This window comes from Klebsiella sp. JB_Kp031, assembly GCF_040064295.1.
Classification (GTDB): Bacteria; Pseudomonadota; Gammaproteobacteria; order Enterobacterales; family Enterobacteriaceae; genus Klebsiella; species Klebsiella quasipneumoniae.
Map to the genome: position 1 here is coordinate 252,977 of NZ_JBEAJW010000040.1, position 23,894 is coordinate 276,870.

The 23,894-nt window shown below is 58.4% G+C and carries 15 protein-coding genes and 1 pseudogene; 13 read left to right on the top strand and 3 right to left on the bottom strand.

The features are described 5' to 3' along the window. Window positions 1-49 precede the first annotated feature (49 nt). The 3 genes from gntR to gntU all read left to right on the top strand — a co-directional run bounded on the left by gntR (window position 50) and on the right by gntU (window position 3,098). Entirely contained in the window at window positions 50-1,045 is a 996-nt protein-coding gene (gene gntR / locus ABLV64_RS20975) for a gluconate operon transcriptional repressor GntR (RefSeq protein WP_002920777.1), read from the top strand. 182 nt (window positions 1,046-1,227) lie between these two features. Continuing rightward, window positions 1,228-1,758, top strand: a complete 531-nt coding sequence (gene gntK / locus ABLV64_RS20980; RefSeq protein ID WP_004202126.1) for a gluconokinase — start codon at window positions 1,228-1,230, stop codon at window positions 1,756-1,758. Beyond that, a complete protein-coding gene (gntU, locus tag ABLV64_RS20985) occupies window positions 1,758-3,098 on the top strand; it encodes a gluconate transporter (protein WP_004202127.1) in 1,341 nt (446 codons plus the stop codon). Before gntK ends, gntU begins: the two co-directional genes overlap by 1 nt. On the opposite strand, the pseudogene ABLV64_RS20990 reads toward gntU, so the two are convergent. Then, window positions 3,095-3,457: pseudogene (locus ABLV64_RS20990) on the bottom strand (hypothetical protein). The gene gntU and the pseudogene ABLV64_RS20990 overlap by 4 nt on opposite strands. 103 nt (window positions 3,458-3,560) lie before the next feature. Here ABLV64_RS20990 and asd point away from each other — a divergent pair. The 6 genes from asd to glgP all read left to right on the top strand — a co-directional run bounded on the left by asd (window position 3,561) and on the right by glgP (window position 14,337). Further along, entirely contained in the window at window positions 3,561-4,667 is a 1,107-nt protein-coding gene (asd, locus tag ABLV64_RS20995) for an aspartate-semialdehyde dehydrogenase (RefSeq protein ID WP_017899971.1), read from the top strand. A 237-nt stretch (window positions 4,668-4,904) separates the two neighbouring features. Next, complete coding sequence (gene glgB, locus ABLV64_RS21000; RefSeq protein WP_017899970.1) at window positions 4,905-7,091, top strand: 1,4-alpha-glucan branching enzyme; 2,187 nt, start codon at window positions 4,905-4,907, stop codon at window positions 7,089-7,091. After that, window positions 7,088-9,064: a glycogen debranching protein GlgX gene (gene glgX / locus ABLV64_RS21005; RefSeq protein WP_023319259.1), complete on the top strand. Its 1,977-nt coding sequence runs from the start codon at window positions 7,088-7,090 to the stop codon at window positions 9,062-9,064. Before glgB ends, glgX begins: the two co-directional genes overlap by 4 nt. Window positions 9,065-9,143: 79 nt before the next feature. Then, window positions 9,144-10,439, top strand: a complete 1,296-nt coding sequence (gene glgC, locus ABLV64_RS21010) for a glucose-1-phosphate adenylyltransferase (RefSeq protein WP_002920566.1) — start codon at window positions 9,144-9,146, stop codon at window positions 10,437-10,439. After that, a complete protein-coding gene (gene glgA, locus ABLV64_RS21015) occupies window positions 10,439-11,872 on the top strand; it encodes a glycogen synthase GlgA (protein WP_004202133.1) in 1,434 nt (477 codons plus the stop codon). The genes glgC and glgA overlap by 1 nt, the downstream gene beginning before the upstream one ends. Window positions 11,873-11,889: 17 nt before the next feature. Continuing rightward, a complete protein-coding gene (gene glgP, locus ABLV64_RS21020; RefSeq protein ID WP_004202135.1) occupies window positions 11,890-14,337 on the top strand; it encodes a glycogen phosphorylase in 2,448 nt (815 codons plus the stop codon). Between the two features lie 89 nt (window positions 14,338-14,426). Here glgP and glpD read toward each other — a convergent pair whose 3' ends face one another. Next, window positions 14,427-15,935, bottom strand: coding sequence for a glycerol-3-phosphate dehydrogenase (gene glpD, locus ABLV64_RS21025; RefSeq protein WP_004202136.1), 1,509 nt, complete (start codon window positions 15,933-15,935; stop codon window positions 14,427-14,429). 204 nt (window positions 15,936-16,139) lie between these two features. Between glpD and glpE the strand changes: the two genes are divergently transcribed. The 3 genes from glpE to ABLV64_RS21040 are packed head-to-tail and all read left to right on the top strand — an operon-like array spanning window position 16,140 to window position 18,158. Then, a complete protein-coding gene (gene glpE / locus ABLV64_RS21030; RefSeq protein ID WP_004202138.1) occupies window positions 16,140-16,469 on the top strand; it encodes a thiosulfate sulfurtransferase GlpE in 330 nt (109 codons plus the stop codon). A gap of 50 nt (window positions 16,470-16,519) precedes the next feature. Beyond that, window positions 16,520-17,350 (top strand): rhomboid family intramembrane serine protease GlpG, encoded by an 831-nt coding sequence (gene glpG, locus ABLV64_RS21035; protein WP_264975641.1) that lies wholly within the window; start codon window positions 16,520-16,522, stop codon window positions 17,348-17,350. Window positions 17,351-17,399: 49 nt separating this feature from the next. Beyond that, entirely contained in the window at window positions 17,400-18,158 is a 759-nt protein-coding gene (locus ABLV64_RS21040) for a DeoR/GlpR family transcriptional regulator (protein WP_002920548.1), read from the top strand. A 15-nt stretch (window positions 18,159-18,173) separates the two neighbouring features. On the opposite strand, the gene malT is transcribed toward ABLV64_RS21040, so the two are convergent. Next, window positions 18,174-20,879 (bottom strand): HTH-type transcriptional regulator MalT, encoded by a 2,706-nt coding sequence (malT, locus tag ABLV64_RS21045; protein ID WP_004202139.1) that lies wholly within the window; start codon window positions 20,877-20,879, stop codon window positions 18,174-18,176. Between the two features lie 624 nt (window positions 20,880-21,503). Here malT and malP point away from each other — a divergent pair. Further along, complete coding sequence (malP, locus tag ABLV64_RS21050; RefSeq protein ID WP_004202140.1) at window positions 21,504-23,894, top strand: maltodextrin phosphorylase; 2,391 nt, start codon at window positions 21,504-21,506, stop codon at window positions 23,892-23,894.

The following is a 23,894-nucleotide window of genomic DNA, read 5'->3' on the forward strand; positions in this document are numbered from 1 at the left end:
GTCCGTGATAAACTGAGAAAATGTTTCCCCGTTGATCACAGTCAGGACGATGAAAAAGAAAAGACCCGTACTTCAGGATGTAGCCGATCTTGTCGGCGTGACCAAAATGACGGTCAGTCGCTATTTACGCAACCCGGAGCAGGTCTCCGAAGCGCTGCGTGGCAAGATTGCCGTTGCCCTCGATGAACTGGGTTATATTCCCAATCGCGCCCCTGACATTCTCTCCAACGCCACCAGCCGCGCGATTGGCGTGCTGCTGCCATCGTTAACCAACCAGGTGTTCTCGGAAGTGCTGCGCGGTATTGAAAGCGTCACCGACGCCTTCGGCTATCAAACCATGCTGGCGCACTACGGCTACAAGCCGGAAATGGAAGAGAAACGCCTCGAATCAATGCTCTCCTGGAACATTGACGGCCTGATCCTCACCGAACGCACCCATACGCCCCGCACCCTGAAGATGATTGAAGTCGCCGGCATTCCGGTGGTGGAGCTGATGGACAGCCGGTCGCCATGCCTCGATATTGCGGTCGGGTTTGATAACTTTGAAGCTGCCCGGCAGATGACCGCGGCGATCATCGCCCGCGGCCACCGCCACGTCGCCTATCTGGGGGCGCGTCTTGATGAACGTACTATCATCAAACAGAAGGGGTACGAGCAGGCGATGCTCGACGCCGGTATGACGCCCTACAGCGTGATGGTGGAGCAGTCCTCGTCCTATTCATCCGGGATTGAGCTGATGCGCCAGGCGCGTCGCGAATACCCGCAGCTTGACGGCATCTTTTGCACCAACGATGACCTCGCGGTCGGCGCGGCCTTTGAGTGCCAGCGCCTGGGGCTGAAGATCCCCGATGATATGGCAATTGCCGGTTTCCACGGCCACGATATCGGCCAGGTGATGGAGCCGCGGCTGGCCAGCGTCCTGACTCCGCGTGAGCGGATGGGGCGCATCGGCGCCGAACGTCTGCTGGCGCGCATTCGTGGCGAAGCGATTACCCCTAAGATGTTAGATTTAGGTTTCACATTGTCACCGGGCGGATCAATTTAAACTGACAAGTTTGAAGTAGATCACACATATTCACATCTGGCACGAATGGATATTGCTTCTCCACAGGTCCGGCATGACAATGTTACCGATAACAGTTACCCGTAACAATTAACCGATACGCCGCCTTCGCGCTCAATGAGTCTCAGCCACGGCGCGGCGTACCTGTCCGGTGGGAGGATGCTTTGAGCACGACTAATCATGATCACCACGTCTACGTTCTGATGGGCGTTTCCGGCAGCGGAAAATCCGCTGTCGCCAGCGAAGTGGCGCATCAGCTGCATGCCGCGTTTCTCGACGGCGACTTTCTGCATCCGCGCAGCAATATCACCAAGATGGCTTCCGGTGAGCCGCTCAACGATGACGACCGTACCCCGTGGCTGCAGGCGTTAAATGACGCCGCGTTTGCCATGCAGCGTACCAATAAGGTGTCGCTGATCGTCTGCTCGGCGCTGAAGAAGAGCTATCGCGACATTCTGCGCAAGGGCAACCCGAACCTCTCCTTCATCTACCTGAAAGGCGACTTCGAGGTGATCGAAAACCGTCTGAAGGCGCGTAAAGGGCACTTCTTCAAAACCCAAATGTTGGTGACGCAGTTTGAAACGCTGCAGGAACCAGGCGCCGACGAGAGCGATGTGCTTATCGTCGATATCGACCAGCCGCTGGAAGGCGTGGTGGCCAGCACCATTGAGGTGATCAACAAAGGCAGTCACTAGTGAGTACTTTAACGCTTGTTTTAACAGCTGTCGGCTCGGTATTGCTGCTGCTGTTTTTAGTCATGAAGGCGCGGATGCACGCCTTCGTGGCTTTGATGGTGGTTTCTATTGGTGCAGGTCTCTTCTCCGGCATGCCGCTGGATAAAATCGCGGCGACGATGGAGAAGGGGATGGGCGGTACGCTGGGCTTCCTGGCGATCGTCGTCGCGCTGGGCGCGATGTTCGGTAAGATCCTGCATGAAACGGGGGCGGTCGATCAGATTGCCGTCAAGATGCTCAAATCCTTCGGCCACAATCGCGCGCACTATGCGATTGGTCTCGCCGGCCTCATCTGCGCGCTGCCGCTGTTTTTCGAAGTGGCGATCGTACTACTGATCAGCGTCGCCTTCTCGATGGCGCGCCATACCGGCACTAACCTCGTGAAGCTGGTGATCCCGCTGTTTGCCGGGGTGGCCGCCGCCGCAGCGTTCCTGCTGCCGGGACCGGCGCCGATGCTGCTGGCGTCGCAAATGCACGCCGACTTTGGCTGGATGATCCTGATTGGCCTGTGCGCGGCAATTCCGGGGATGATTATCGCCGGGCCGCTGTGGGGCAACTTCATCAGCCGCTACGTTGAGCTGCATATTCCTGACGACGTGACCGAGCCGCATCTCGGCGAAGGCAAAATGCCCTCCTTCGGCTTCAGCCTGTCGCTGATCCTGCTACCGCTGGTGCTGGTAGGCCTGAAAACCATCGCCGCGCGCTTTGTACCGGTGGGGTCTACCGCTTACGAATGGTTCGAATTTATCGGTCACCCGTTCACCGCGATCCTGGTGGCCTGCCTGGTGGCGATCTACGGCCTGGCGGTACGTCAGGGGATGGCGAAAGACCGGGTAATGGAGATCTGCGGCCATGCGCTGCAGCCGGCGGGAATTATCCTGCTGGTGATCGGGGCTGGCGGCGTCTTCAAGCAGGTGCTGGTTGACTCCGGCGTCGGCCCGGCGCTTGGTGAAGCGCTGACCGGCATGGGGCTGCCGATCGCCATTACCTGCTTCGTGCTGGCGGCGGCGGTGCGTATCATCCAGGGATCTGCCACCGTGGCGTGCCTGACGGCTGTCGGCCTGGTGATGCCGGTGATTGAGCAGCTGAACTACAGCGGCGCGCAGATGGCGGCATTATCTATCTGTATCGCCGGAGGCTCGATTGTGGTGAGCCACGTGAACGACGCCGGCTTCTGGTTGTTCGGTAAATTTACCGGCGCCACCGAAGCCCAGACGCTGAAAACCTGGACGATGATGGAAACCATCCTCGGCACCACCGGGGCGATTGTCGGCATGATTGCCTTCCAGCTTCTGAGCTAAGTCTGTTCGTCACCCGCTCGCGGGAGGCCAAAAGCCAGGGTAACGCCGTTTACCCTGGCTTCCCGGCAATAAGCCGCGCTTTTTCCCTCTTTTCTCTTCCGGCTCCTCGCCCTTATTAGCGCTACGACGATGCTCGTATCCTTCGGCAAGCCTTGCTGCACCTGGGTTTGTTGCTTCTTTTTGGCAAGGGGAAAATCAGCCGATTTCGTGCTTAATCCATAATCAGGATCAATAAAATCGCAACGGAAAATGTTCCATTCCCTGGGTGATTTCCCCGATAATCATTGCGCTTTTGACGACTACCAGCGACGGTGGACAATGCGCAGGATAAGTTGCTTTTCTGATTGTTCAGCAATCATTGATTAATTTCACTTGCGACTTTAGCTGCATTTTGTAAGGTGAGGGATAATCCAGTTGGAAACTGGTCAGGCACAAACAGCACACACCTCGCAGGAATACGTTATGAAAAATGTTGGTTTTATCGGCTGGCGCGGAATGGTCGGCTCTGTTCTCATGCAACGCATGGTTGAAGAGCGCGATTTCGACGCCATTCGCCCGGTGTTCTTCTCTACCTCCCAGCTGGGACAGCCAGCGCCGTCATTCGGCGGTAGCACCGGTGGCACGCTTCAGGATGCGTTCGATCTGGACGCGCTGAAGGCACTGGACATTATTGTCACGTGCCAGGGCGGCGATTACACCAACGAGATTTACCCGAAGCTGCGCGAAAGCGGCTGGCAGGGTTACTGGATTGACGCGGCCTCTTCGCTGCGCATGAAGGACGATGCGATCATTATCCTCGACCCGGTTAACCAGGACGTGATCACCGCCGGCCTGAACAACGGCGTAAAAACCTTTGTCGGCGGCAACTGTACCGTCAGCCTGATGCTGATGTCCCTCGGCGGCCTGTTTGCCCAGGATCTGGTGGAGTGGGTCAGCGTGGCGACATACCAGGCGGCTTCCGGCGGCGGCGCGCGTCATATGCGCGAACTGCTGAGCCAGATGGGCCAACTGCACAACCACGTCGCGACAGAGCTGGCGGACCCGGCTTCCGCCATTCTGGAAATCGAGCGCAAAGTGACGTCGCTGACCCGCAGCGGCGAGCTGCCGGTGGATAACTTCGGCGTTCCGCTGGCGGGCAGCCTGATCCCGTGGATCGACAAACAACTGGATAACGGCCAGAGCCGCGAAGAGTGGAAAGGCCAGGCGGAGACCAACAAGATCCTCGCCACCTCGTCCGTTATCCCTGTAGACGGCCTGTGCGTCCGCGTTGGCGCGCTGCGCTGCCACAGCCAGGCGTTCACCATCAAGCTGAAAAAAGATGTCTCTATCCCGACCGTTGAGGAGCTACTGGCCGCGCACAACCCGTGGGCCAAAGTGGTACCGAACGATCGCGACATTACCATGCGCGAGCTGACCCCAGCCGCGGTGACTGGCACCCTGACCACCCCGGTCGGACGCCTGCGTAAACTGAATATGGGACCGGAATACCTGTCGGCCTTTACCGTTGGCGACCAGCTGCTGTGGGGCGCCGCCGAGCCGCTGCGCCGGATGCTTCGCCAGCTGGCGTAAGCACAGGATGAACAGAAAGGGGGTCTTCGAGCCCCCTTTTTTTTTGCGTAATACAAGGAGTAAACGCGGATGTTAGATTTTTCCCCACGGAGGTAACTCAGCCTTGGCTATGCTTTAAGTAAGGAATTCCTTACCTGAAGGTGGGACGGAGCAGAAGGATGCAAAAAGCGCTGCGCCGTTCAGGTCAAAAAAGTCGCCAGTTACAGGAATGAGCGACACTTACAACAGGATGAAAGCATGTCTAATCATATCGATAGAGACGTGATTAATGCGCTAATCGCCGGTCATTTCGCGGACCCTTTTTCCGTGCTCGGCATGCACCGTACCGACGCCGGGCTGGAAGTGCGCGCATTATTACCCGATGCCACCGATGTGTGGGTTATTGAACCAAAAACCGGACGCAAAGTCGGCAAGCTCGAATGCCTCGACTCGCGTGGTTTTTTCAGCGGCGTTCTGCCGCGGCGTAAAAACGCCTTTCGCTATCAGCTGGCCGTCACCTGGCACGGACAGCAGAATCTGATTGATGACCCTTATCGCTTTGGTCCGCTGCTGCAGGATCTTGACGTCTGGCTGCTGTCGGAAGGGACCCACCTGCGCCCTTACGAAACGCTGGGCGCGCATGCCGCCACCATGGACGGCGTTACCGGCACCCGTTTCTCGGTGTGGGCGCCGAACGCCCGCCGCGTCTCGGTGGTGGGGCAGTTTAACTACTGGGACGGCCGACGCCACCCGATGCGATTCCGCAAAGAGTCCGGGATCTGGGAGCTGTTCGTTCCCGGCGCGCACAATGGCCAGCTGTATAAATTCGAACTGATTGACGCCCACGGCCACCTGCGGGTCAAAGCCGATCCTTATGCCTTTGAGTCGCAAATGCGTCCGGAAAGCGCCTCGCTTATCTGCGACCTGCCGCCCAAAGTGGAACAGCCGGCGGACCGCAGAGCGGCGAACCAGTTTGATGCCCCGATCTCTATCTATGAAGTGCATCTCGGCTCCTGGCGCCGCCATACCGACAATAATTTCTGGCTGAGCTACCGCGAGCTGGCCGACCAGCTGGTCCCCTACGCGAAATGGATGGGCTTCACCCATCTCGAGCTGCTGCCGGTTAACGAACACCCGTTCGACGGCAGCTGGGGCTATCAACCTACCGGCCTCTATGCGCCGACCCGCCGTTTCGGCACTCGTGACGATTTCCGTTACTTTATCAACGCCGCGCACGCCGCCGGGCTGAACGTCATTCTTGACTGGGTGCCCGGCCACTTTCCGGCGGATGATTTTGCCCTTGCCTCGTTTGACGGCACTTCGCTGTATGAGCACAGCGATCCGCGCGAGGGATATCACCAGGACTGGAATACCCTGATCTACAACTACGGACGTCGGGAAGTCAGCAACTACCTGGTGGGTAACGCGCTGTACTGGATCGAACGCTTCGGCATCGATGCGCTGCGCGTCGACGCGGTGGCCTCGATGATCTATCGCGACTACAGCCGCAAGGCGGGGGAGTGGATCCCTAACGAATACGGCGGCCGGGAAAATCTGGAAGCCATTGAGTTTCTGCGCAACACCAACCGCATCCTTGGCGAACAGACGCCGGGCGCGGTCACCATGGCGGAAGAGTCCACCGATTTCGCCGGGGTAACCCGTCCGCCAGCCGGCGGCGGCCTCGGTTTCTGGTTCAAATGGAACCTCGGCTGGATGCATGACACCCTGGATTACATGAAGCTCGATCCGGTGCATCGCCGCTACCATCACGACAAAATGACCTTCGGCATGCTCTACAACTACACCGAGAACTTTGTGCTGCCGCTCTCCCACGATGAAGTGGTGCACGGCAAAAAATCGATTCTCGACCGCATGCCGGGGGATGCCTGGCAGAAGTTCGCTAACCTGCGCGCCTACTACGGCTGGCTGTTCGCCTTCCCGGGGAAAAAGCTGCTGTTTATGGGCAATGAGTTCGCTCAGGGCCGCGAGTGGAACCACGACGGCAGCCTCGACTGGCATCTGCTGGAGGGCGGCGACAACTGGCACCACGGCGTTCAGCGGCTGGTGCGCGACCTGAACCATACCTATCGCCACCATAAGGCGCTGCACGAGCTGGATTTCGACCCGTACGGCTTCGAATGGCTGGTGGTCGACGACCATGAGCGCTCGGTGTTTGTCTTTGTGCGCCGCGACCGGGCCGGGAACGAGATTATCGTCGCCAGCAACTTCACGCCGGTACCGCGCCATGACTACCGCTTCGGCATCAACCAGCCGGGCCGCTGGCGCGAGGCGTTGAATACCGACTCAATGCACTATCACGGCAGCAACCAGGGCAACGGCGGCGTGGTGGAAAGCGATGCTATCCCCAGCCACGGTCGCGAACATTCGCTGTCCCTGACCCTGCCGCCGCTGGCGACGATCTGGCTGGTCCGGGAGGCGCAATGACCAACCTCGCGGCAGGCAAACCTGCGCCGTTGGGCGCCAGCTATGACGGCAAAGGGGTGAACTTCGCCCTCTTCTCCGCCCACGCTGAGCGGGTGGAGCTGTGCGTGTTCGACGAGCAGGGCAACGAGCAACGCTTCGATCTCCCGGCGCGCAGCGGCGACATCTGGCACGGCTGGCTGGCTGCCGTCGGGCCGGGCCTGCGCTACGGCTACCGGGTGCATGGTCCCTGGGATCCGGCGCAGGGACACCGCTTTAACCCGGCCAAGCTGCTGCTCGATCCCTGCGCGCACCGGGTGGAAGGCGAGCTGCCGGACGACGAACGCCTGCACGGCGGAATGTGGCAGCCGGATCATCGCGACAGCGCCGCGATAGCGCCAAAATCGCAGGTCGTGGATCTGCATTACGACTGGCTGGGCGATCAACCGCCGCGTACCCCGTGGGGGGAAACGGTGATTTATGAGGCGCACGTGAAAGGGCTCACCCTGCTTAATCCGCAGCTGCCGGAAGCTATTCGCGGAACTTATAAGGCGCTGGGCCACCCGGTAATGATCGCTTACTTCAAATCGCTGGGCATTAGCGCCCTTGAGCTGTTGCCGGTGGCGCAGTTCGCCAGCGAGCCGCGACTGCAGCGGATGGGGTTGAGCAACTACTGGGGCTACAACCCACTGGCATGGTTCGCGCTGGATCCGCGCTATGCCAGCGACCCGACGCGCGCCCTGGATGAGTTTCGCGATGCGGTTAAGGCGCTGCACGCCGCCGGTATCGAAGTGATTCTGGATATCGTGCTCAACCATAGCGCGGAAATCGATCTTGAAGGTCCCACCGTCTCCCTGCGCGGAATCGACAACCGTAGCTATTATTGGGTAAGGGAAGATGGCGATTATCACAACTGGACCGGGTGCGGGAATACGCTCAATCTCAGCCACCCGGGGGTAGTGGAACTGGCGCGCCAGTGTTTGCGCTTCTGGGTGGATGAGTGCCATGTCGACGGTTTTCGCTTCGATCTCGCCTCAGTGATGGGGCGGACACCGGAATTCCGCCAGGATGCGCCACTGTTCGAGGCTATCCGCCACGACAGCGTGCTGTCGCAGGTGAAACTGATCGCCGAACCCTGGGATATCGGCCCGGGGGGCTACCAGGTGGGCAATTTTCCCCCGCTGTTCGCCGAGTGGAACGACCATTTTCGCGATAGCGCCCGCCGCTTCTGGCTGCAGCAAAACGTCTCCCTGGGGGATTTCGCGCAACGCTTCGCGGCCTCCAGCGATCTCTTTGCCCGTGATGGCAAGCCGCCATCGGCGACGGTCAACCTGGTGACGGCCCACGATGGATTCACGCTGCGCGACTGCGTTTGTTTCAATCAGAAACACAATGAGGCAAACGGGGAGGAGAATCGCGATGGGACTAACAATAACTACAGCAACAATCATGGTATAGAAGGATTAGAAGCTAATTTTGCGGTGATTGAACGGCGACGCGCCAGCGTGCATGCGCTGCTGACGACGCTGCTGCTGGCTCAGGGGACGCCGATGCTGCTGGCGGGCGATGAGCAAGGCCACAGCCAGCACGGCAACAATAATGCTTACTGCCAGGACAATGCCCTGACGTGGCTGGACTGGCGCCAGGCGAACCCGGGATTAACCGCCTTTACCGCGGCGCTGATCCACCTGCGCCGGCGCATTCCGGCGCTCACCCGCAACCGCTGGTGGCAGGAGGGGGATGGCAGCGTCCGTTGGCTTAATCGCAATGCCCAGCCGCTGACTGCCGGGGAGTGGCAGCAGGGGGCAGCGTGTATGCAAATCCAGTTGTCGGATCGCTGGCTGCTCACGCTGAACGCCACCGCAGAGGTGGTCGATATGGTTTTACCCGAGGGGGAATGGCGCGCCGTTCCTCCATTCGCCGGAGAGGATAATCCGGTCATCATGGCTGTCTGGCATGGGCCCGCGCACGGAGTGTGCGTATTTCAAAGGTCGTAAGCCCTGAAGCTTCCGGTAAACCCGTGGCGGCGGCGCGGCGGGATGAGCAGGAAAGCGGGGGTGTAAAAAGGAGTTAATCATGGTTAGGCTTGAAAAAAACGATCCGCTGATGCTGGCGCGTCAATTACCCATCAAATCCGTGGCGTTGATCCTCGCGGGCGGCCGTGGCACCCGGCTTAAGGATCTCACCATTAAGCGTGCGAAACCTGCCGTTCACTTCGGCGGCAAGTTCCGTATTATCGATTTCGCATTATCTAACTGCATTAACTCAGGGATCCGCCGCATCGGCGTTATTACCCAGTATCAGTCGCATACGCTGGTGCAGCACATCCAGCGCGGCTGGTCTTTCTTCAGCGAAGAGATGAACGAGTTTGTCGATCTGCTGCCGGCTCAACAGCGCGTACACGGCGAAAACTGGTATCGCGGCACGGCGGATGCGGTGACGCAGAACCTGGATATCATCAGCCGCTACAAGGCCGAGTACGTGGTGATCCTCGCGGGCGACCATATTTATAAGCAGGACTACTCGCGCATGCTGATCGACCATGTCGAAAAAGGGGCGCGTTGCACCGTGGCCTGCATGCCGGTGCCCATTGAAGAGGCATCCGCCTTCGGCGTCATGGCGGTCGACGAAAACGAAAAGATCATTGAGTTTGTCGAGAAACCCGCCAACCCGCCGGCGATGCCGACCGACCCGACCAAATCGCTGGCCAGCATGGGCATTTATGTCTTTGACGCCGCCTATCTTTATGAGCTGCTGGAAGAAGACGATCGCAACGAGAACTCCAGCCATGATTTCGGCAAAGACATCATTCCGAAGATCACTGAAGCTGGCATGGCTTATGCACATCCTTTCCCGCTCTCCTGCGTTCAGTCCGACCCGAACGCCGAGCCGTACTGGCGCGACGTGGGGACGCTGGAAGCCTACTGGAAGGCCAACCTCGATCTGGCGTCAGTCACGCCGGAGCTGGATATGTACGACCAGAACTGGCCGATCCGTACCCATATGGAATCGCTGCCGCCGGCGAAGTTCGTGCAGGACCGCTCCGGTAGCCACGGCATGACCCTGAACTCGCTGGTTTCCGGGGGGTGCATTATCTCCGGGTCGGTGGTGGTGCAGTCGGTGCTGTTCCCGCGCGTGCGGGTGAACTCATTCTGTAACATTGATTCGGCAGTCTTGTTGCCAGATGTCTGGGTGGGGCGCTCATGCCGCCTGCGTCGCTGCGTGATTGACCGCGCCTGCGTCATCCCGGAAGGTATGGTGATTGGTGAGAACGCGGAAGAGGATGCACGCCGCTTCTATCGCTCAGAGGAAGGTATCGTGCTGGTGACCCGCGACATGCTGCGGAAATTGGGGCACAAACAGGAGCGCTAATGCAGGTCTTACATGTATGTTCTGAGATGTTCCCGCTGTTAAAGACGGGCGGTCTGGCGGACGTCATCGGCGCGCTGCCGGCGGCGCAAATCGCGGAGGGTATCGATACGCGCGTGCTGTTGCCGGCGTTTCCTGATATCCGCCGCGGCGTGGTGGATGCCCAGGTGGTGACCCGCCGGGATACGTTCGCCGGGCGGATCACGCTGCTGTACGGCCACTTTAACGGCGTGGGGATCTATCTGATAGACGCCCCGCATCTCTATGACCGGCCGGGGAGCCCTTACCACGATACCAACCAGCACGCTTATACCGACAACGTTCTGCGCTTTGCGCTACTGGGCTGGGTGGGAAGCGAAATGGCCAGCGGACTGGATCCATTCTGGCGACCGGATGTGGTCCATGCCCACGACTGGCACGCCGGCCTGACGCCGGCCTACCTGGCGGCGCGCGGCCGCCCGGCTAAATCGGTCTTTACCGTGCATAACCTGGCGTACCAGGGGATGTTTTACTCCTGGCATATGAATGATATCGAACTGCCGTGGTCGTTTTACAACATGCATGGCCTAGAGTTTAACGGCCAGATCTCGTTTCTGAAGGCCGGTCTTTACTACGCCGATCATATTACGGCGGTGAGCCCGACCTACGCGCGCGAGATCACCGAGCCGCAGTACGCCTACGGCATGGAGGGGCTGCTGCGTCAGCGCCATCATGAAGGACGGCTGTCGGGAATTCTCAACGGCGTTGACGACGGTATCTGGAGCCCGCAAAACGACCTCCTGCTGCCGATGCGCTACGATCGCGACACGCTGGAGGAGAAGGCGGAGAACAAGCGTCAGCTGCAGATCGCCATGGGCCTGAAGGTCGATGATAAAGCGCCGCTGTTTGCTGTCGTCAGCCGTCTCACCAGCCAGAAAGGGCTGGATCTGGTGCTCGAAGCGCTGCCGGGCCTGCTTGAGCAGGGCGGCCAGCTGGCGCTGCTGGGCGCCGGCGATCCGGTGCTGCAGGAAGGGTTTCTCGCCGCCGCCGCCGAACATCCAGGCAAAGTGGGTGTGCAGATTGGCTACCATGAGGCCTTCTCCCACCGCATTATGGGGGGCGCCGACGTCATTCTGGTCCCGAGCCGCTTTGAACCCTGCGGCCTGACCCAGCTGTACGGTCTGAAGTACGGTACGCTGCCGCTGGTGCGCCGCACCGGCGGTCTGGCGGACACGGTCTCAGACAGTTCGCTGGAGAACCTTGCCGATGGTCTGGCGACAGGTTTTGTCTTTGAGGACAGCAATGCGCTGTCATTGCTGCGCGCTATTCGTCGCGCCTTTGTCCTCTGGTCGCGCCCATCGCTCTGGCGCTATGTGCAGCGTCAGGCGATGAATATGGATTTTAGCTGGCAGGTTGCCGCGAACTCCTATCGCGAACTTTATCAACGCTTGATGTAACCACTGGAGTCATTGTTATGAATGTACCCTTTAGCTATGCATCACCGACGCTGAGCGTTGAGGCGTTAAAGCATTCTATTGCCTATAAGCTGATGTTTATCATCGGTAAAGATCCGGCCATCGCCAACAAGCATGAATGGCTTAACGCCACGCTGTTTGCCGTTCGCGATCGCATGGTGGAGCGCTGGTTGCGCTCCAACCGCGCGCAGCTCTCGCAGGAAGTGCGCCAGGTATACTATCTGTCGATGGAGTTCCTGATCGGCCGTACCCTCTCGAATGCCCTGCTGTCGCTCGGCATCTATGACGATGTGAGCAGCGCGCTGGCGGAGATGGGGCTCGATCTCGAAGAGCTGATCGATGAAGAGAACGACCCCGGGCTTGGCAACGGCGGTCTGGGCCGCCTGGCGGCCTGCTTCCTTGACTCCCTGGCGGCGCTAGGCCTGCCGGGACGCGGCTATGGGATCCGCTACGACTACGGGATGTTTAAACAGAATATCGTCGATGGCCGGCAAAAAGAGTCCCCTGACTATTGGCTGGAGTACGGTAACCCGTGGGAGTTTGAGCGCCACAATACCCGCTATAAAGTGCGCTTCGGCGGCCGCATTCAGCAGGAGGGGAAGAAAACCCGTTGGATTGAGACGGAAGAGATCATCGCTGAAGCCTACGACCAGATTATCCCCGGCTTTGACACTGACGCCACCAACACGCTGCGTCTGTGGAGCGCACAGGCCAGTAGCGAAATAAACCTCGGTAAGTTCAATCAGGGTGACTATTTCGCCGCGGTAGAGGATAAGAACCACTCCGAAAACGTCTCCCGCGTGCTCTATCCGGACGACTCAACCTACTCCGGCCGCGAGCTGCGCCTGCGCCAGGAGTATTTCCTCGTCTCGGCCACGGTGCAGGATATCCTGAGCCGCCATTACATGTTGCATAAGACCTATGACAACCTGGCGGACAAGATTGCCATTCATCTGAATGATACCCACCCGGTGCTATCGATACCGGAGCTGATGCGCCTGCTTATCGATGAGCATAAATTCAGCTGGGACGAGGCGTTCGAGGTGACCTGCCAGGTCTTCTCCTATACCAACCATACCCTGATGAGCGAAGCGCTCGAGACCTGGCCGGTGGATATGCTGGGTAAAATTCTCCCGCGCCATCTGCAGATTATCTTTGAGATTAACGACTACTTTCTCAAGACTCTGCAGGAGCAGTATCCCAACGATACCGCGCTGCTCAGCCGTACCTCGATCATTGACGAGTCCAACGGGCGTCGCGTGCGGATGGCCTGGCTGGCGGTGGTGGTCAGTCACAAAGTCAACGGGGTGTCGGAGCTCCATTCCCGGTTGATGGTGGAGTCGCTGTTTGCCGAATTCGCTAAAATTTTCCCGATGCGCTTTACCAACGTGACCAACGGCGTCACGCCGCGCCGCTGGCTGGCGCTGGCCAACCCGCCGCTGTCGAAAGTGCTGGATGAGCATATCGGCCGCACCTGGCGGACCGATCTGAGCCAGCTTGACGAGCTGAAGCAGCATATCGACTATCCGACGGTCAACCAGGCGGTGCGTCAGGCTAAACTGGAAAACAAACAGCGGCTGGCCAGCTATATTGCGCAGCAGCTCAATGTGGTGGTGAATCCGAAGGCGCTGTTTGATGTGCAGATCAAACGCATTCACGAGTACAAACGCCAGCTGATGAATGTGCTGCACGTTATTACCCGCTATAACCGGATCAAAGCCGATCCGCAGGCCGAGTGGGTGCCGCGGGTGAATATTTTCGCCGGTAAGGCGGCTTCAGCCTACTACATGGCCAAGCATATTATTCACCTGATCAACGATGTGGCAGCGGTGATCAATAACGATCCGCAGATTGGCGACAAGCTGAAGGTGGTCTTTATCCCCAACTACAGCGTCAGCCTGGCGCAGCTGATCATTCCGGCAGCAGACCTGTCGGAACAGATCTCCCTCGCAGGCACGGAAGCTTCCGGCACCAGTAATATGAAGTTTGCCCTTAACGGCGCGCTGACTATCGGCACCCTCGACGGGGCGAACGTGGAGATGCAGGAGCACGTGGGCGAAGAGAATATCTTTATCTTCGGTAACACCGCGGAAGAGGTGGAGGAGCTGCGTCGCAGCGGCTATAAACCGCGCGAATACTACGAGCAGGATGAAGAGCTTCACCAGGCGCTGACGCAGATCGGTACCGGCGTTTTCAGCCCGTCGGAACCGGGGCGCTACCGCGACCTGCTGGATTCGCTGATTAACTTTGGCGACCACTACCAGGTGCTGGCGGACTATCGCAGCTATGTGGACTGCCAGGATCGCGTCGACGAGCTGTATCAACATCCGGAAGAGTGGGCCTATAAGGCGATGCTGAATATTGCCAACATGGGCTACTTCTCTTCCGACCGGACGATCCAGGAGTACGCGAAATATATCTGGCATATCGACCCGGTAAGGCTGTAAGCCAGTCAACGCAACACATCGGGGCCATTTGGCCCCGTTGTTTCATTATTGCGGTTGAACCTGGCCTCAGGCGTTTCCGCCGGGCAGCGTTACGACGCTAACGACAGCTCAGACTTTCCCGCATGCTGCGCCAGCCATTCGCTGATGCGCGCCTGCTGCTCGCCATTCAGCCACATGCCCTGTTTGGTACGGCGCCAGATGGCGTCATCCAGGCTGCGCACCCATTCATGCTCAACCAGATACTTCAGCTCGGCTTCATAAAACTCATGGCCAAAATCTTCTCCCAGATCGCTCAGGGCGCTGGCTTCCTTCAGGATCCACTCGCTGTTGCTCCCGTAGGTGCGGGCATAATGGCGGGCCAGTGATTCGCTGATGAACGGGAAGCGACGGCGCAGTTTTGCCGCGTAGTCGTCGCGGTCGCCGCCGATATCGCCGCCGGGGAGCACCGCGGTTTTGGTCCATGCCGGGCCGATCCCTTTGTAATAGGGGGTCAGTTTTTCCAGCGCGTGCTCTGCCAGTTTGCGATAGGTGGTCAGCTTCCCGCCGAAGACGGAGAGCAGCGGCGCCTGGCCGTTCTCATCGTGAATATCCAGCGTGTAGTCGCGGGTGATCGCCTGCGGCGAATCCGACTCGTCGTCGCACAGCGGACGGACGCCGGAGTAGGTCCAGACGATATCGTCCCGGCTGAGGGTCTTTTTAAAGTGCGCGTTATAGACGTTCAGCAGGTAGTTAATCTCTTTATCATCAATGGCCACCGCTTTCGGATCGCCCTTATACTCGACGTCCGTCGTGCCGATGATGGAGAACTCATCCATCCACGGGATAACAAACACAATACGTTTATCTTCGTTTTGCAGAATGTAGGCCTGCTTCTGGGTATGTACCCGCGGCACCACGATGTGGCTGCCCTTAATCAGGCGGATACCGTAAGGCGAGCGCAGATGCATCCCTTCGTCGAAGAACTGTTTGACCCATGGACCGGTGGCATTAACCAGACCGCGCGCCTTCCAGGTAAACTTCTCGCCGCTATCAATATCTTCCGCTTCCACCACCCACAGGCCATTCTCTCGTTTTGCCGAGATGGCGCGAGTGCGGGTGCGTACTTCGCCGCCTTTGCGGACGACCATCTGCGCGTTGGCCAGCACCAGGCGGGCATCGTCGACCCAGCAGTCGGAATATTCGAAACCGCGCACAATTTCCGGCTTAAGTACCGACTCTGCGCCAAAACGCAAGCCGGTGGATCCCGGCAGGCTGGTGCGTTTGCCCAGATGATCGTACATAAATAAGCCGATACGGATCATCCATGCCGGACGCAGATGCGGGCGATGCGGGAGACGAAAGCGCATCGGGAAGGCGATATGCGGGGCCATTTTTAACAGCACTTCGCGTTCGGCCAGCGCTTCGCTGACCAGGCGGAACTCATAGTGTTCGAGGTAGCGTAGCCCGCCGTGGATCAGTTTGGAACTGGCGCTGGAGGTGGCGCAGGCGAGATCGCGCGCTTCCAGCATCAGTACGGATAAACCACGCCCGGCGGCATCTGCCGCGATACCGGCACCGTTGATGCCTCCGCCTATCACAATCAGATCTTTGGTTTCCACGTTCTTACCCTCTCACACTTTCGTTTAAGCTCACAAATGCTCGATATCGCTCACTATAGCAAACAAACGCGCTTTTGGTAACATCAAAAAAACATTTTGGAGTGATGGGTGTAACATATTGGCGTTTCTTTACCGCCTGACGGTACACTACAGGGTAAAATTGGGCCGGCCATCGCCCGTCATGACGAGTAAGAGAAGAGAACCATGGAACAGTTTGAATGTATCAACGTTGAAGAAGCGCACCAGAAACTGCATCAGCAGACGGCGGTTTTGGTCGATATCCGCGATCCGCAAAGCTATGCGATGGGCCATACGCCGGGCGCGTTTCATCTGACCAACGATACGCTGGGCGCGTTTATGCGTGACCACGACTTTGACACGGCGGTGATGGTGATGTGCTATCACGGCAACAGCAGCAAGGGCGCCGCGCAATATCTGCTGCAGCAGGGGTTTGATAAGGTCTACAGCGTTGACGGCGGGTTCGACGCCTGGCATCGCCATTTCCCGGCGGAAGTGGCGCACGGGACGTTTTAACGACTGGCAGGTATACTATCTCCCTTTGTGTGGAATAAGCGATTCGCTGCATGTTAATGATTACCTCTTTTGCCAACCCGCGCGTGGCCCAGGCGTTTGTCGATTATATGGCGACGCAGGGGATTATCCTGACTATCCAGCAGCACACCCAGAGCGACGTCTGGTTGGCTGATGAGAGCCAGGCCGGGCGCGTCAGGGCTGAGCTGGCGCGTTTTCTCGAAAACCCGGCGGACCCGCGCTATCTGGCGGCGAGCTGGCAGTCCGGACAGACCAATAGCGGGTTGCGCTATCAGCGCTTTCCTTTCTTTGCCACGCTGCGGCATAACGCCGGCCCGTTCACCTTGGCGATTCTGCTAATCTGCATCGCGGTATTCATCCTGCAAAATCTGGTGGGCGATCAGCCGGTGATGATTTGGCTGGCCTGGCCCTACGATCCTTCGCTGCAGTTCGAAGCCTGGCGCTATTTCAGCCATGCTTTCATGCATTTCTCGCTGATGCATATTCTCTTCAACCTGCTATGGTGGTGGTATCTCGGCGGCGCGGTGGAAAAGCGCATCGGCAGCGGCAAGCTGGTGGTGATCACCGTCATCAGCGCCCTGCTGAGCGGCTTTGTGCAGCACCAGTTTAGCGGCCCGTGGTTTGGCGGCCTGTCGGGCGTGGTCTACGCGCTGATGGGCTATGTCTGGCTGCGGGGCGAGCGCGATCCGCAGAGCGGTATTTATCTGCAGCGCGGGTTAATACTCTTCTCTTTAGTGTGGTTAATTGCTGGCTGGTTTGATGTTTTCGGCATGGCGATCGCCAACGGCGCGCACGTGGCTGGTCTGGCGACCGGTCTGGCGATGGCGTTTGTCGATACCTTGCATGGGCGAAAACGCGCATAAAGACTTACCGACAGGGGTCGGGTAGGCGACATTTTTCCAGGGATATTTCATGAAACAAACACAACGTCATGACGCCATTATCGAGCTGGTAAAAAAACAGGGTTACGTCAGCACGGAAGAGCTGGTTGAGCAGTTTGCGGTCAGCCCGCAGACCATCCGCCGCGACCTGAACGATTTAGCCGAACAGAAAATGATCCTCCGCCACCACGGCGGCGCGGCGCTGCCCTCCAGCTCGGTGAACACCTCCTGGCACGATCGCAAAGCGACCCAGACGGCGGAGAAAGAGCGTATCGCCCGGCGGGTGGCCAGCGAGATCCCGGACGGGGCGACGCTGTTTATCGATATCGGCACCACGCCGGAAGCGGTGGCGCACGCCCTGCTCGATCACAACGATCTGCGGATTGTGACCAATAACCTTAACGTCGCCAACACGCTGATGGTGAAAGAGGACTTCCGCATTATTCTTGCCGGCGGCGAACTGCGCAGCCGCGACGGCGGGATCATCGGAGAAGCTACCCTCGACTTTATCTCGCAGTTCCGTCTCGACTTCGGCATTCTCGGCATCAGCGGCGTCGACAGCGATGGCTCGCTGCTGGAGTTTGATTATCATGAAGTGCGCACCAAGCGCGCGATCATTGAGAATTCACGCCACGTGATGCTGGTGGTGGACCATACTAAGTTTGGCCGTAACGCGATGGTCAACATGGGAAGCATCAGCATGGTCGATGCGGTCTATACCGACGTGCTGCCCCCGGCGGGCGTGCTGAAGGTCATTACCGATAACAACCTCCAGCTCGAGCTGTGCTAAACGGCAACGGCGTCGTCAGACGCCGTATCCCATCATCTTAAGCAACTGCTGGGCATGCTGCACCGCGTCCTGACGGTGGGCGACGCCCAGTTTCTGATACAGATTGCGAATGTGGGTCTTGATGGTGGTGGCCGCCACGTCAAGCTCGCCGGCAATCTGCTCGTTGCTGTAGCCGGAATAGATTAAGCCAAGCACCTGCCATTCGCGCTGGGTCAGCGGGCTGGTGCGGATAAGCTCTGGCACCTCCGGGTGATTCAGCAGCCGCTCGACGAACCCTTCGTCAAAGTGGGCGAATTTGTGGCGATGATGTTGGTTGATGTCGCGCAGAATACGCTGGGCGCGATGCTGCTCCAGCTCCGGCAGGGTGTTCAGCTGGATCAGCTGGCGCAGCTGCTGGGCCATCGCCTCGCCCTCAATCACAAAGTGGTTGATAAAGCCGGTGCGGTTGGCGAGCGTCAGGGCTTCCAGCAGGGCTTTCTGCGCTTCGCTCTTGCGTCCTGCCTGCCAGTACAGCTGGTTGAGCAGCAGCAGGTTGCGGTTGAGATCGCTCATCAAACGCAGCGAACGCGCATTTTCGTTCAGCTCTTCCAGCACCATTTCCGCGGGTTCGAAATCGCCCAGCAGGATCTGCGCGCGGGCAATATTGCGCCATTGGCTCTGCAGGAAGTGGTTATTGGCGAATTCCGGCTTCGGCGTCTGGCGCAGCCAGTTGGCCGCCGCGGTTTTATCGCCGGTCATCTGCCAGTAGATCACCCGCACCTTGTCGGCGTTGGAGACCCAGTCGCTGTGATAGTGACCATTACCGAGCAGGTTCTCCAGTCGGTTCAGGTGGCTGCGGGCATTATCCAGATCGCCGCGCGCCAGCGAGCATTGCACCATGAGCGCCAGGCACTGTAGCTGCTGCTGTGGTTGATAAGTTGAGAGGACCTCCATCCCCTGACGGGCGCAGGCTTCAGCTTCGTCGAGGCGCGCCCATGCCCACAGCAGCTGAGAGCGGATGCGCAACAGGAACTCATGCATCGGCAGCTGCTCAAGATGCTGTTCGCGTACCAGCTGGAAGGCTTTCTCCTGGCTCTCCCAGGCGGCCTGCAGGAAGCCCTGGGCGAACAGAATTTCGCTTTGCTGAATGATGCTCCACAGGGCGTAATGCCACACGTCGTGACGGCGGGCCATCTGTTCGGTCTGCTGCATCACGGCGAGAGATTTGGTCAGTTTACCCTTACAGTGGAGGACTTCGCCATGTACCGAGGTGGCGACGATGCGGCTGTAATAGTTGGCCAGCGGCAGCTCTTCCAGGGCCACCATCGACAGACGTTCCGCCTCGTCCTGGTCGCCGTCGTTAATCGCCACCTGCGCGCGCAGGGCGTTGAAATCGCCATGCATCGCGGTATCCATTTCGACGCTCATCTCCTGCTCGGCGCGCGCCAGCAGGGTGTTGACTTCGCTGTAGCGATGCTGGCTCTGCATCAGCCAGGCCTGCAGCAGGATCAGGCGCGGATTTTCCAGCAGATTTGACCAGGGCAGCGCCGACAGCGACTGCTCCAGCAGACCCAGTTCGCTATGGTTAAACATGCCCCAGGCGTGATTGAGCAAGATATCGCGCAGCATTTTGGCATCGCCGGCCGCCAGCGCATGGTGGATGGCCTCGCTGGGGAAGCCTTGCGCCATCCAGCTCTCCGCCGCGGCGCGGTGGATCTCCGGCAGTTCAACCGCCAGCTCCCACTGACAGCGCTGGCGCAGGAAACTGCCAAACAGCGGGTGATAGCGGAACCATTCGCCGGAATCATCCATCCGCTGCAGGAACAGCCCCTGACGTTCGATCTCCTCCAGCTGCATCTGGCCATTCTCTTCGCCGGTGACGCGAACGATTAACGCGTCGTTCATTGAGCGCAGCAGCGAACTCTTCAGCAAAAAGTTGCGCGTGCGGGCGTCGACGTTATCCAGCACTTCATCCACCAGATAATCCGACAGATGGCTGGCGTTAATCCCGGCGAGTCGGCGGGCGGAGTGTTGGGCGGAGGAGTTATTCTGGCGGGCGGAGAGGGCGATGAGCTGCAGCGCGGTGGCCCACCCGGCGACGTCGTCGCACAGCCGGCTGCTGTCGTCGGCTTCGATAGGCGACGTCAGACGGCAGTCGAAAAATTGTTTCGCTTCCTGGTGGGTAAAGGCCAGCTGCTGGCTGCCAATCTCCAGCAGCTGATCGCGGACGCGCAGGTTGGCAATCCCCAGCTGCGGCAGGTTCCGCGACAGGACCACGAGGGTCATATTCTCCGGCTGATGGCGGAGGAAAAAGCGCATCGCGTCATGGATCACCGGATTATTGATCAGATGGTAATCATCAATGACGAGGTACAGCGGGCGCTGCCAGTCGGCGAGTTCAATAAACAGCTGCGCAAAAAGAGAGGAGAGGCTGGCGTACTGGCGCTTTTGCACCATCGCTTCACTGGCCGCGCAGTGGTTGCCGGTGGCCTGCTGGATCGCCGCGATCAGATAACTGGCAAAACGCTCCTGCTGGTTGTCGCCTTCGTCCAGCGAAAACCACCCAAGATCGTTTTTACCTGCGGCCCACTGAGAAATGAGCGTTGTTTTACCGTACCCGGCAGGACTGGTGATCAGCACGAGACGATAATTGTTCGCGCCGGAAAGTTTCGCCAGTAAACGCTCACGAACCACGGTGTGTTCAAGGCGGACCGGACGACTTAATTTGGACGGAATCAACATAGTTCTACATTTCGCTGTGCAAGAGAGAGGTTGCGATTTTTTTTGCGCTTCGTAATTAATATCTAATAAGGTCGGTGATTATGAAATTTATTGCAAGTTATGTCCGAAGTTTATGCTCTTGAATTTGCTCTATGTCACAAATTTCGACATTGGTTGCGAATGGGGAAAAATCGCAGGCAGGACTCGTCATCAGCGGTTTTTAGCCGGTGGTGAGCGGAGCGGGGAGAGATTAATTTTATGTCTGAAGTAGTTGTTTGTTTTTATTAAATTATTGTCAGTGATTTCTTAGAAGTAATCTTTTTTGCGGGTTAATGTGATGAAATGTGCTTATTTTCCCGGAGGTCTCTATTTATTTTTTTAATAACCCTGCGAAGGGCGGGAAAATTTTTGCCGCGTATTGGCCTGTAACAAATTTTTGGTCGGCAGAAATGGCATCTCGACTGTCATACTGCGGTGATTTTTACAGCATATTTTGGCCTTCTCACCCACACTATAGTGGTCAGGATCACACTTTTCGCTCATCCCCGGCACTCCTCCCTGTCTAATCCCCGTCGGGATGAGGACGATGAATCGGGAGGTCGGCACACTAGCGCCATCGTTTTAGTAAAGGACCCGGATCTCATTATGTCACAGACTTCATTTAACAAAGCTCAGTTTCAGGCTGCACTGACGCGTCAGTGGCAGCGTTTTGGTTTACAGTCCGCTTCCGAGATGACGCAGCGTCAATGGTGGCGCGCCGTCAGCGGAGCGCTGGCGGAACTTCTGTCGGCGCAGCCGGTGGCAAAACCAGCGCAAGGACAGCGTCACGTTAACTACATCTCGATGGAGTTTCTGATTGGCCGCCTGACCGGCAACAACCTGCTCAACCTGGGCTGGTACGAGGGCGTGAGCGACGCGCTGAAAGGCTATGACGTCAACCTCACCGATCTGCTGGAAGAAGAGACCGACCCGGCGCTGGGTAACGGCGGCCTGGGCCGTCTGGCAGCCTGCTTCCTCGACTCCATGGCGACCGTGGGGCAGTCGGCGACCGGTTACGGCCTCAATTACCAGTATGGTCTGTTCCGCCAGTCCTTTGACGACGGCCAGCAGAAGGAAGCTCCGGACGACTGGGGCCGCAGCAGCTACCCGTGGTTCCGCCATAACGACGCGCTGGATGTCCAGGTCGGTATCGGCGGCAAAGTCAGTAAAAACGGCGAGTGGCAGCCGGCGTTCGTCATTACCGGCGAAGCCTGGGACCTGCCGGTGCTAGGCTATCGCAACAACGTCGCCCAGCCGCTGCGTCTGTGGCAGGCCAAACATGCTCATCCGTTTAACCTGACCAAATTCAACGACGGCGATTTCCTGCGCGCCGAGCAGCAGGGCATCGACGCGGAAAAACTGACCAAGGTGCTGTACCCGAACGACAACCATCAGGCCGGTAAAAAACTGCGCCTGATGCAGCAGTACTTCCAGTGTGCTTGCTCAGTGGCCGATATCCTGCGTCGTCATCATCTGGCAGGCCGCAAGCTGGCCGAGCTGGCGGATTACGAAGTGATCCAGCTGAACGATACGCACCCGACCATCGCCATCCCGGAGCTGCTGCGCGTGCTGATCGACGAGCACCAGTTGAGCTGGGATGACGCCTGGGCGATCACCAGCAAAACCTTTGCTTACACCAACCATACCCTGATGCCGGAAGCGCTGGAGTGCTGGGATGAGAAGCTGGTGAAAGCGCTGCTGCCGCGCCATATGCAGATCATTAAAGAGATTAACGACCGCTTTAAACTGCTGGTGGACAAAACCTGGCCGGGCGATAAGCAGGTCTGGGCGAAACTGGCGGTGGTGCATAACAAGCAGGTGCGGATGGCCAACATGTGCGTGGTGGGCGGTTTTGCCGTCAACGGCGTAGCGGCGCTGCACTCGGACCTGGTGGTGAAAGATCTGTTCCCGGAATATAACCAGCTGTGGCCGAACAAATTCCATAACGTGACCAACGGCATCACACCGCGCCGCTGGATCAAGCAGTGCAACCCGGCGCTGGCCACGCTGCTGGATGAGACGCTGAAAAAAGAGTGGGCCAATGACCTTGACCAGCTGATCAATCTGGAAAAATACGCTGACGATGCGGCATTCCGTCAGACCTATCGCGATATTAAGCAGGCCAACAAAGTTCATCTGGCCGAGTTTGTGAAGCAGCGTACCGGGATTGAGATCAACCCGCAGGCGATTTTCGACATTCAGATCAAACGTCTGCACGAGTACAAGCGTCAGCACCTCAACCTGCTGCATATCCTTGCGCTGTACAAAGAGATCCGCGAAAACCCGCAGGCCGATCGCGTACCGCGCGTCTTCCTGTTCGGCGCGAAAGCGGCGCCGGGCTACTATCTGGCGAAGAACATTATTTTCGCCATCAACAAGGTAGCGGAAGCGATCAACAACGACCCGAAAGTCGGCGATAAGCTGAAAGTGGTCTTCCTGCCGGACTACTGTGTTTCGGCTGCGGAAAAACTGATCCCGGCGGCAGATATCTCCGAGCAGATCTCCACCGCGGGCAAAGAAGCCTCTGGCACCGGCAACATGAAACTGGCGCTGAATGGCGCGCTGACCGTCGGGACGCTGGATGGCGCCAACGTGGAAATCGCCGAGCAGGTCGGTGAAGAGAACATCTTTATCTTCGGCCACACGGTAGAAGAAGTGAAAGCCCTGAAAGCGAAAGGCTACGATCCGCTGAAATGGCGTAAAAAAGACAAACTGCTTGATGCGGTGCTTAAGGAGCTGGAGAACGGCACCTATAGCAACGGCGACAAGCATGCCTTCGACCAGATGCTGCACAGCCTGCTGCAGGGCGGCGACCCGTATCTGGTGTTGGCCGATTTCGAAGCCTACGTGGCGGCGCAAAAACGGGTAGATGAGCTGTATCGCGACCAGGAGGCCTGGACCCGCGCGACAATTCTCAACACCGCGCGCTGCGGCATGTTCAGCTCCGACCGCTCGATCCGCGATTATCAGCAACGTATCTGGCAGGCGAAACGCTAA

What these genes read in the sequence shown, in the direction of transcription:
- gntR (WP_002920777.1), top strand. Translation starts at nt 50, where the DNA reads ATGAAAAAGAAAAGACCCGTACTTCAGGATGTAGCCGATCTTGTCGGC.
- asd (WP_017899971.1), top strand. Translation starts at nt 3,561, where the DNA reads ATGAAAAATGTTGGTTTTATCGGCTGGCGCGGAATGGTCGGCTCTGTT.
- glgB (WP_017899970.1), top strand. Translation starts at nt 4,905, where the DNA reads ATGTCTAATCATATCGATAGAGACGTGATTAATGCGCTAATCGCCGGT.
- glgX (WP_023319259.1), top strand. Translation starts at nt 7,088, where the DNA reads ATGACCAACCTCGCGGCAGGCAAACCTGCGCCGTTGGGCGCCAGCTAT.
- glgC (WP_002920566.1), top strand. Translation starts at nt 9,144, where the DNA reads ATGGTTAGGCTTGAAAAAAACGATCCGCTGATGCTGGCGCGTCAATTA.
- glgA (WP_004202133.1), top strand. Translation starts at nt 10,439, where the DNA reads ATGCAGGTCTTACATGTATGTTCTGAGATGTTCCCGCTGTTAAAGACG.
- glgP (WP_004202135.1), top strand. Translation starts at nt 11,890, where the DNA reads ATGAATGTACCCTTTAGCTATGCATCACCGACGCTGAGCGTTGAGGCG.
- glpE (WP_004202138.1), top strand. Translation starts at nt 16,140, where the DNA reads ATGGAACAGTTTGAATGTATCAACGTTGAAGAAGCGCACCAGAAACTG.
- glpG (WP_264975641.1), top strand. Translation starts at nt 16,520, where the DNA reads ATGTTAATGATTACCTCTTTTGCCAACCCGCGCGTGGCCCAGGCGTTT.
- ABLV64_RS21040 (WP_002920548.1), top strand. Translation starts at nt 17,400, where the DNA reads ATGAAACAAACACAACGTCATGACGCCATTATCGAGCTGGTAAAAAAA.
- malT (WP_004202139.1), bottom strand. Translation starts at nt 20,879, where the DNA reads ATGTTGATTCCGTCCAAATTAAGTCGTCCGGTCCGCCTTGAACACACC.
- malP (WP_004202140.1), top strand. Translation starts at nt 21,504, where the DNA reads ATGTCACAGACTTCATTTAACAAAGCTCAGTTTCAGGCTGCACTGACG.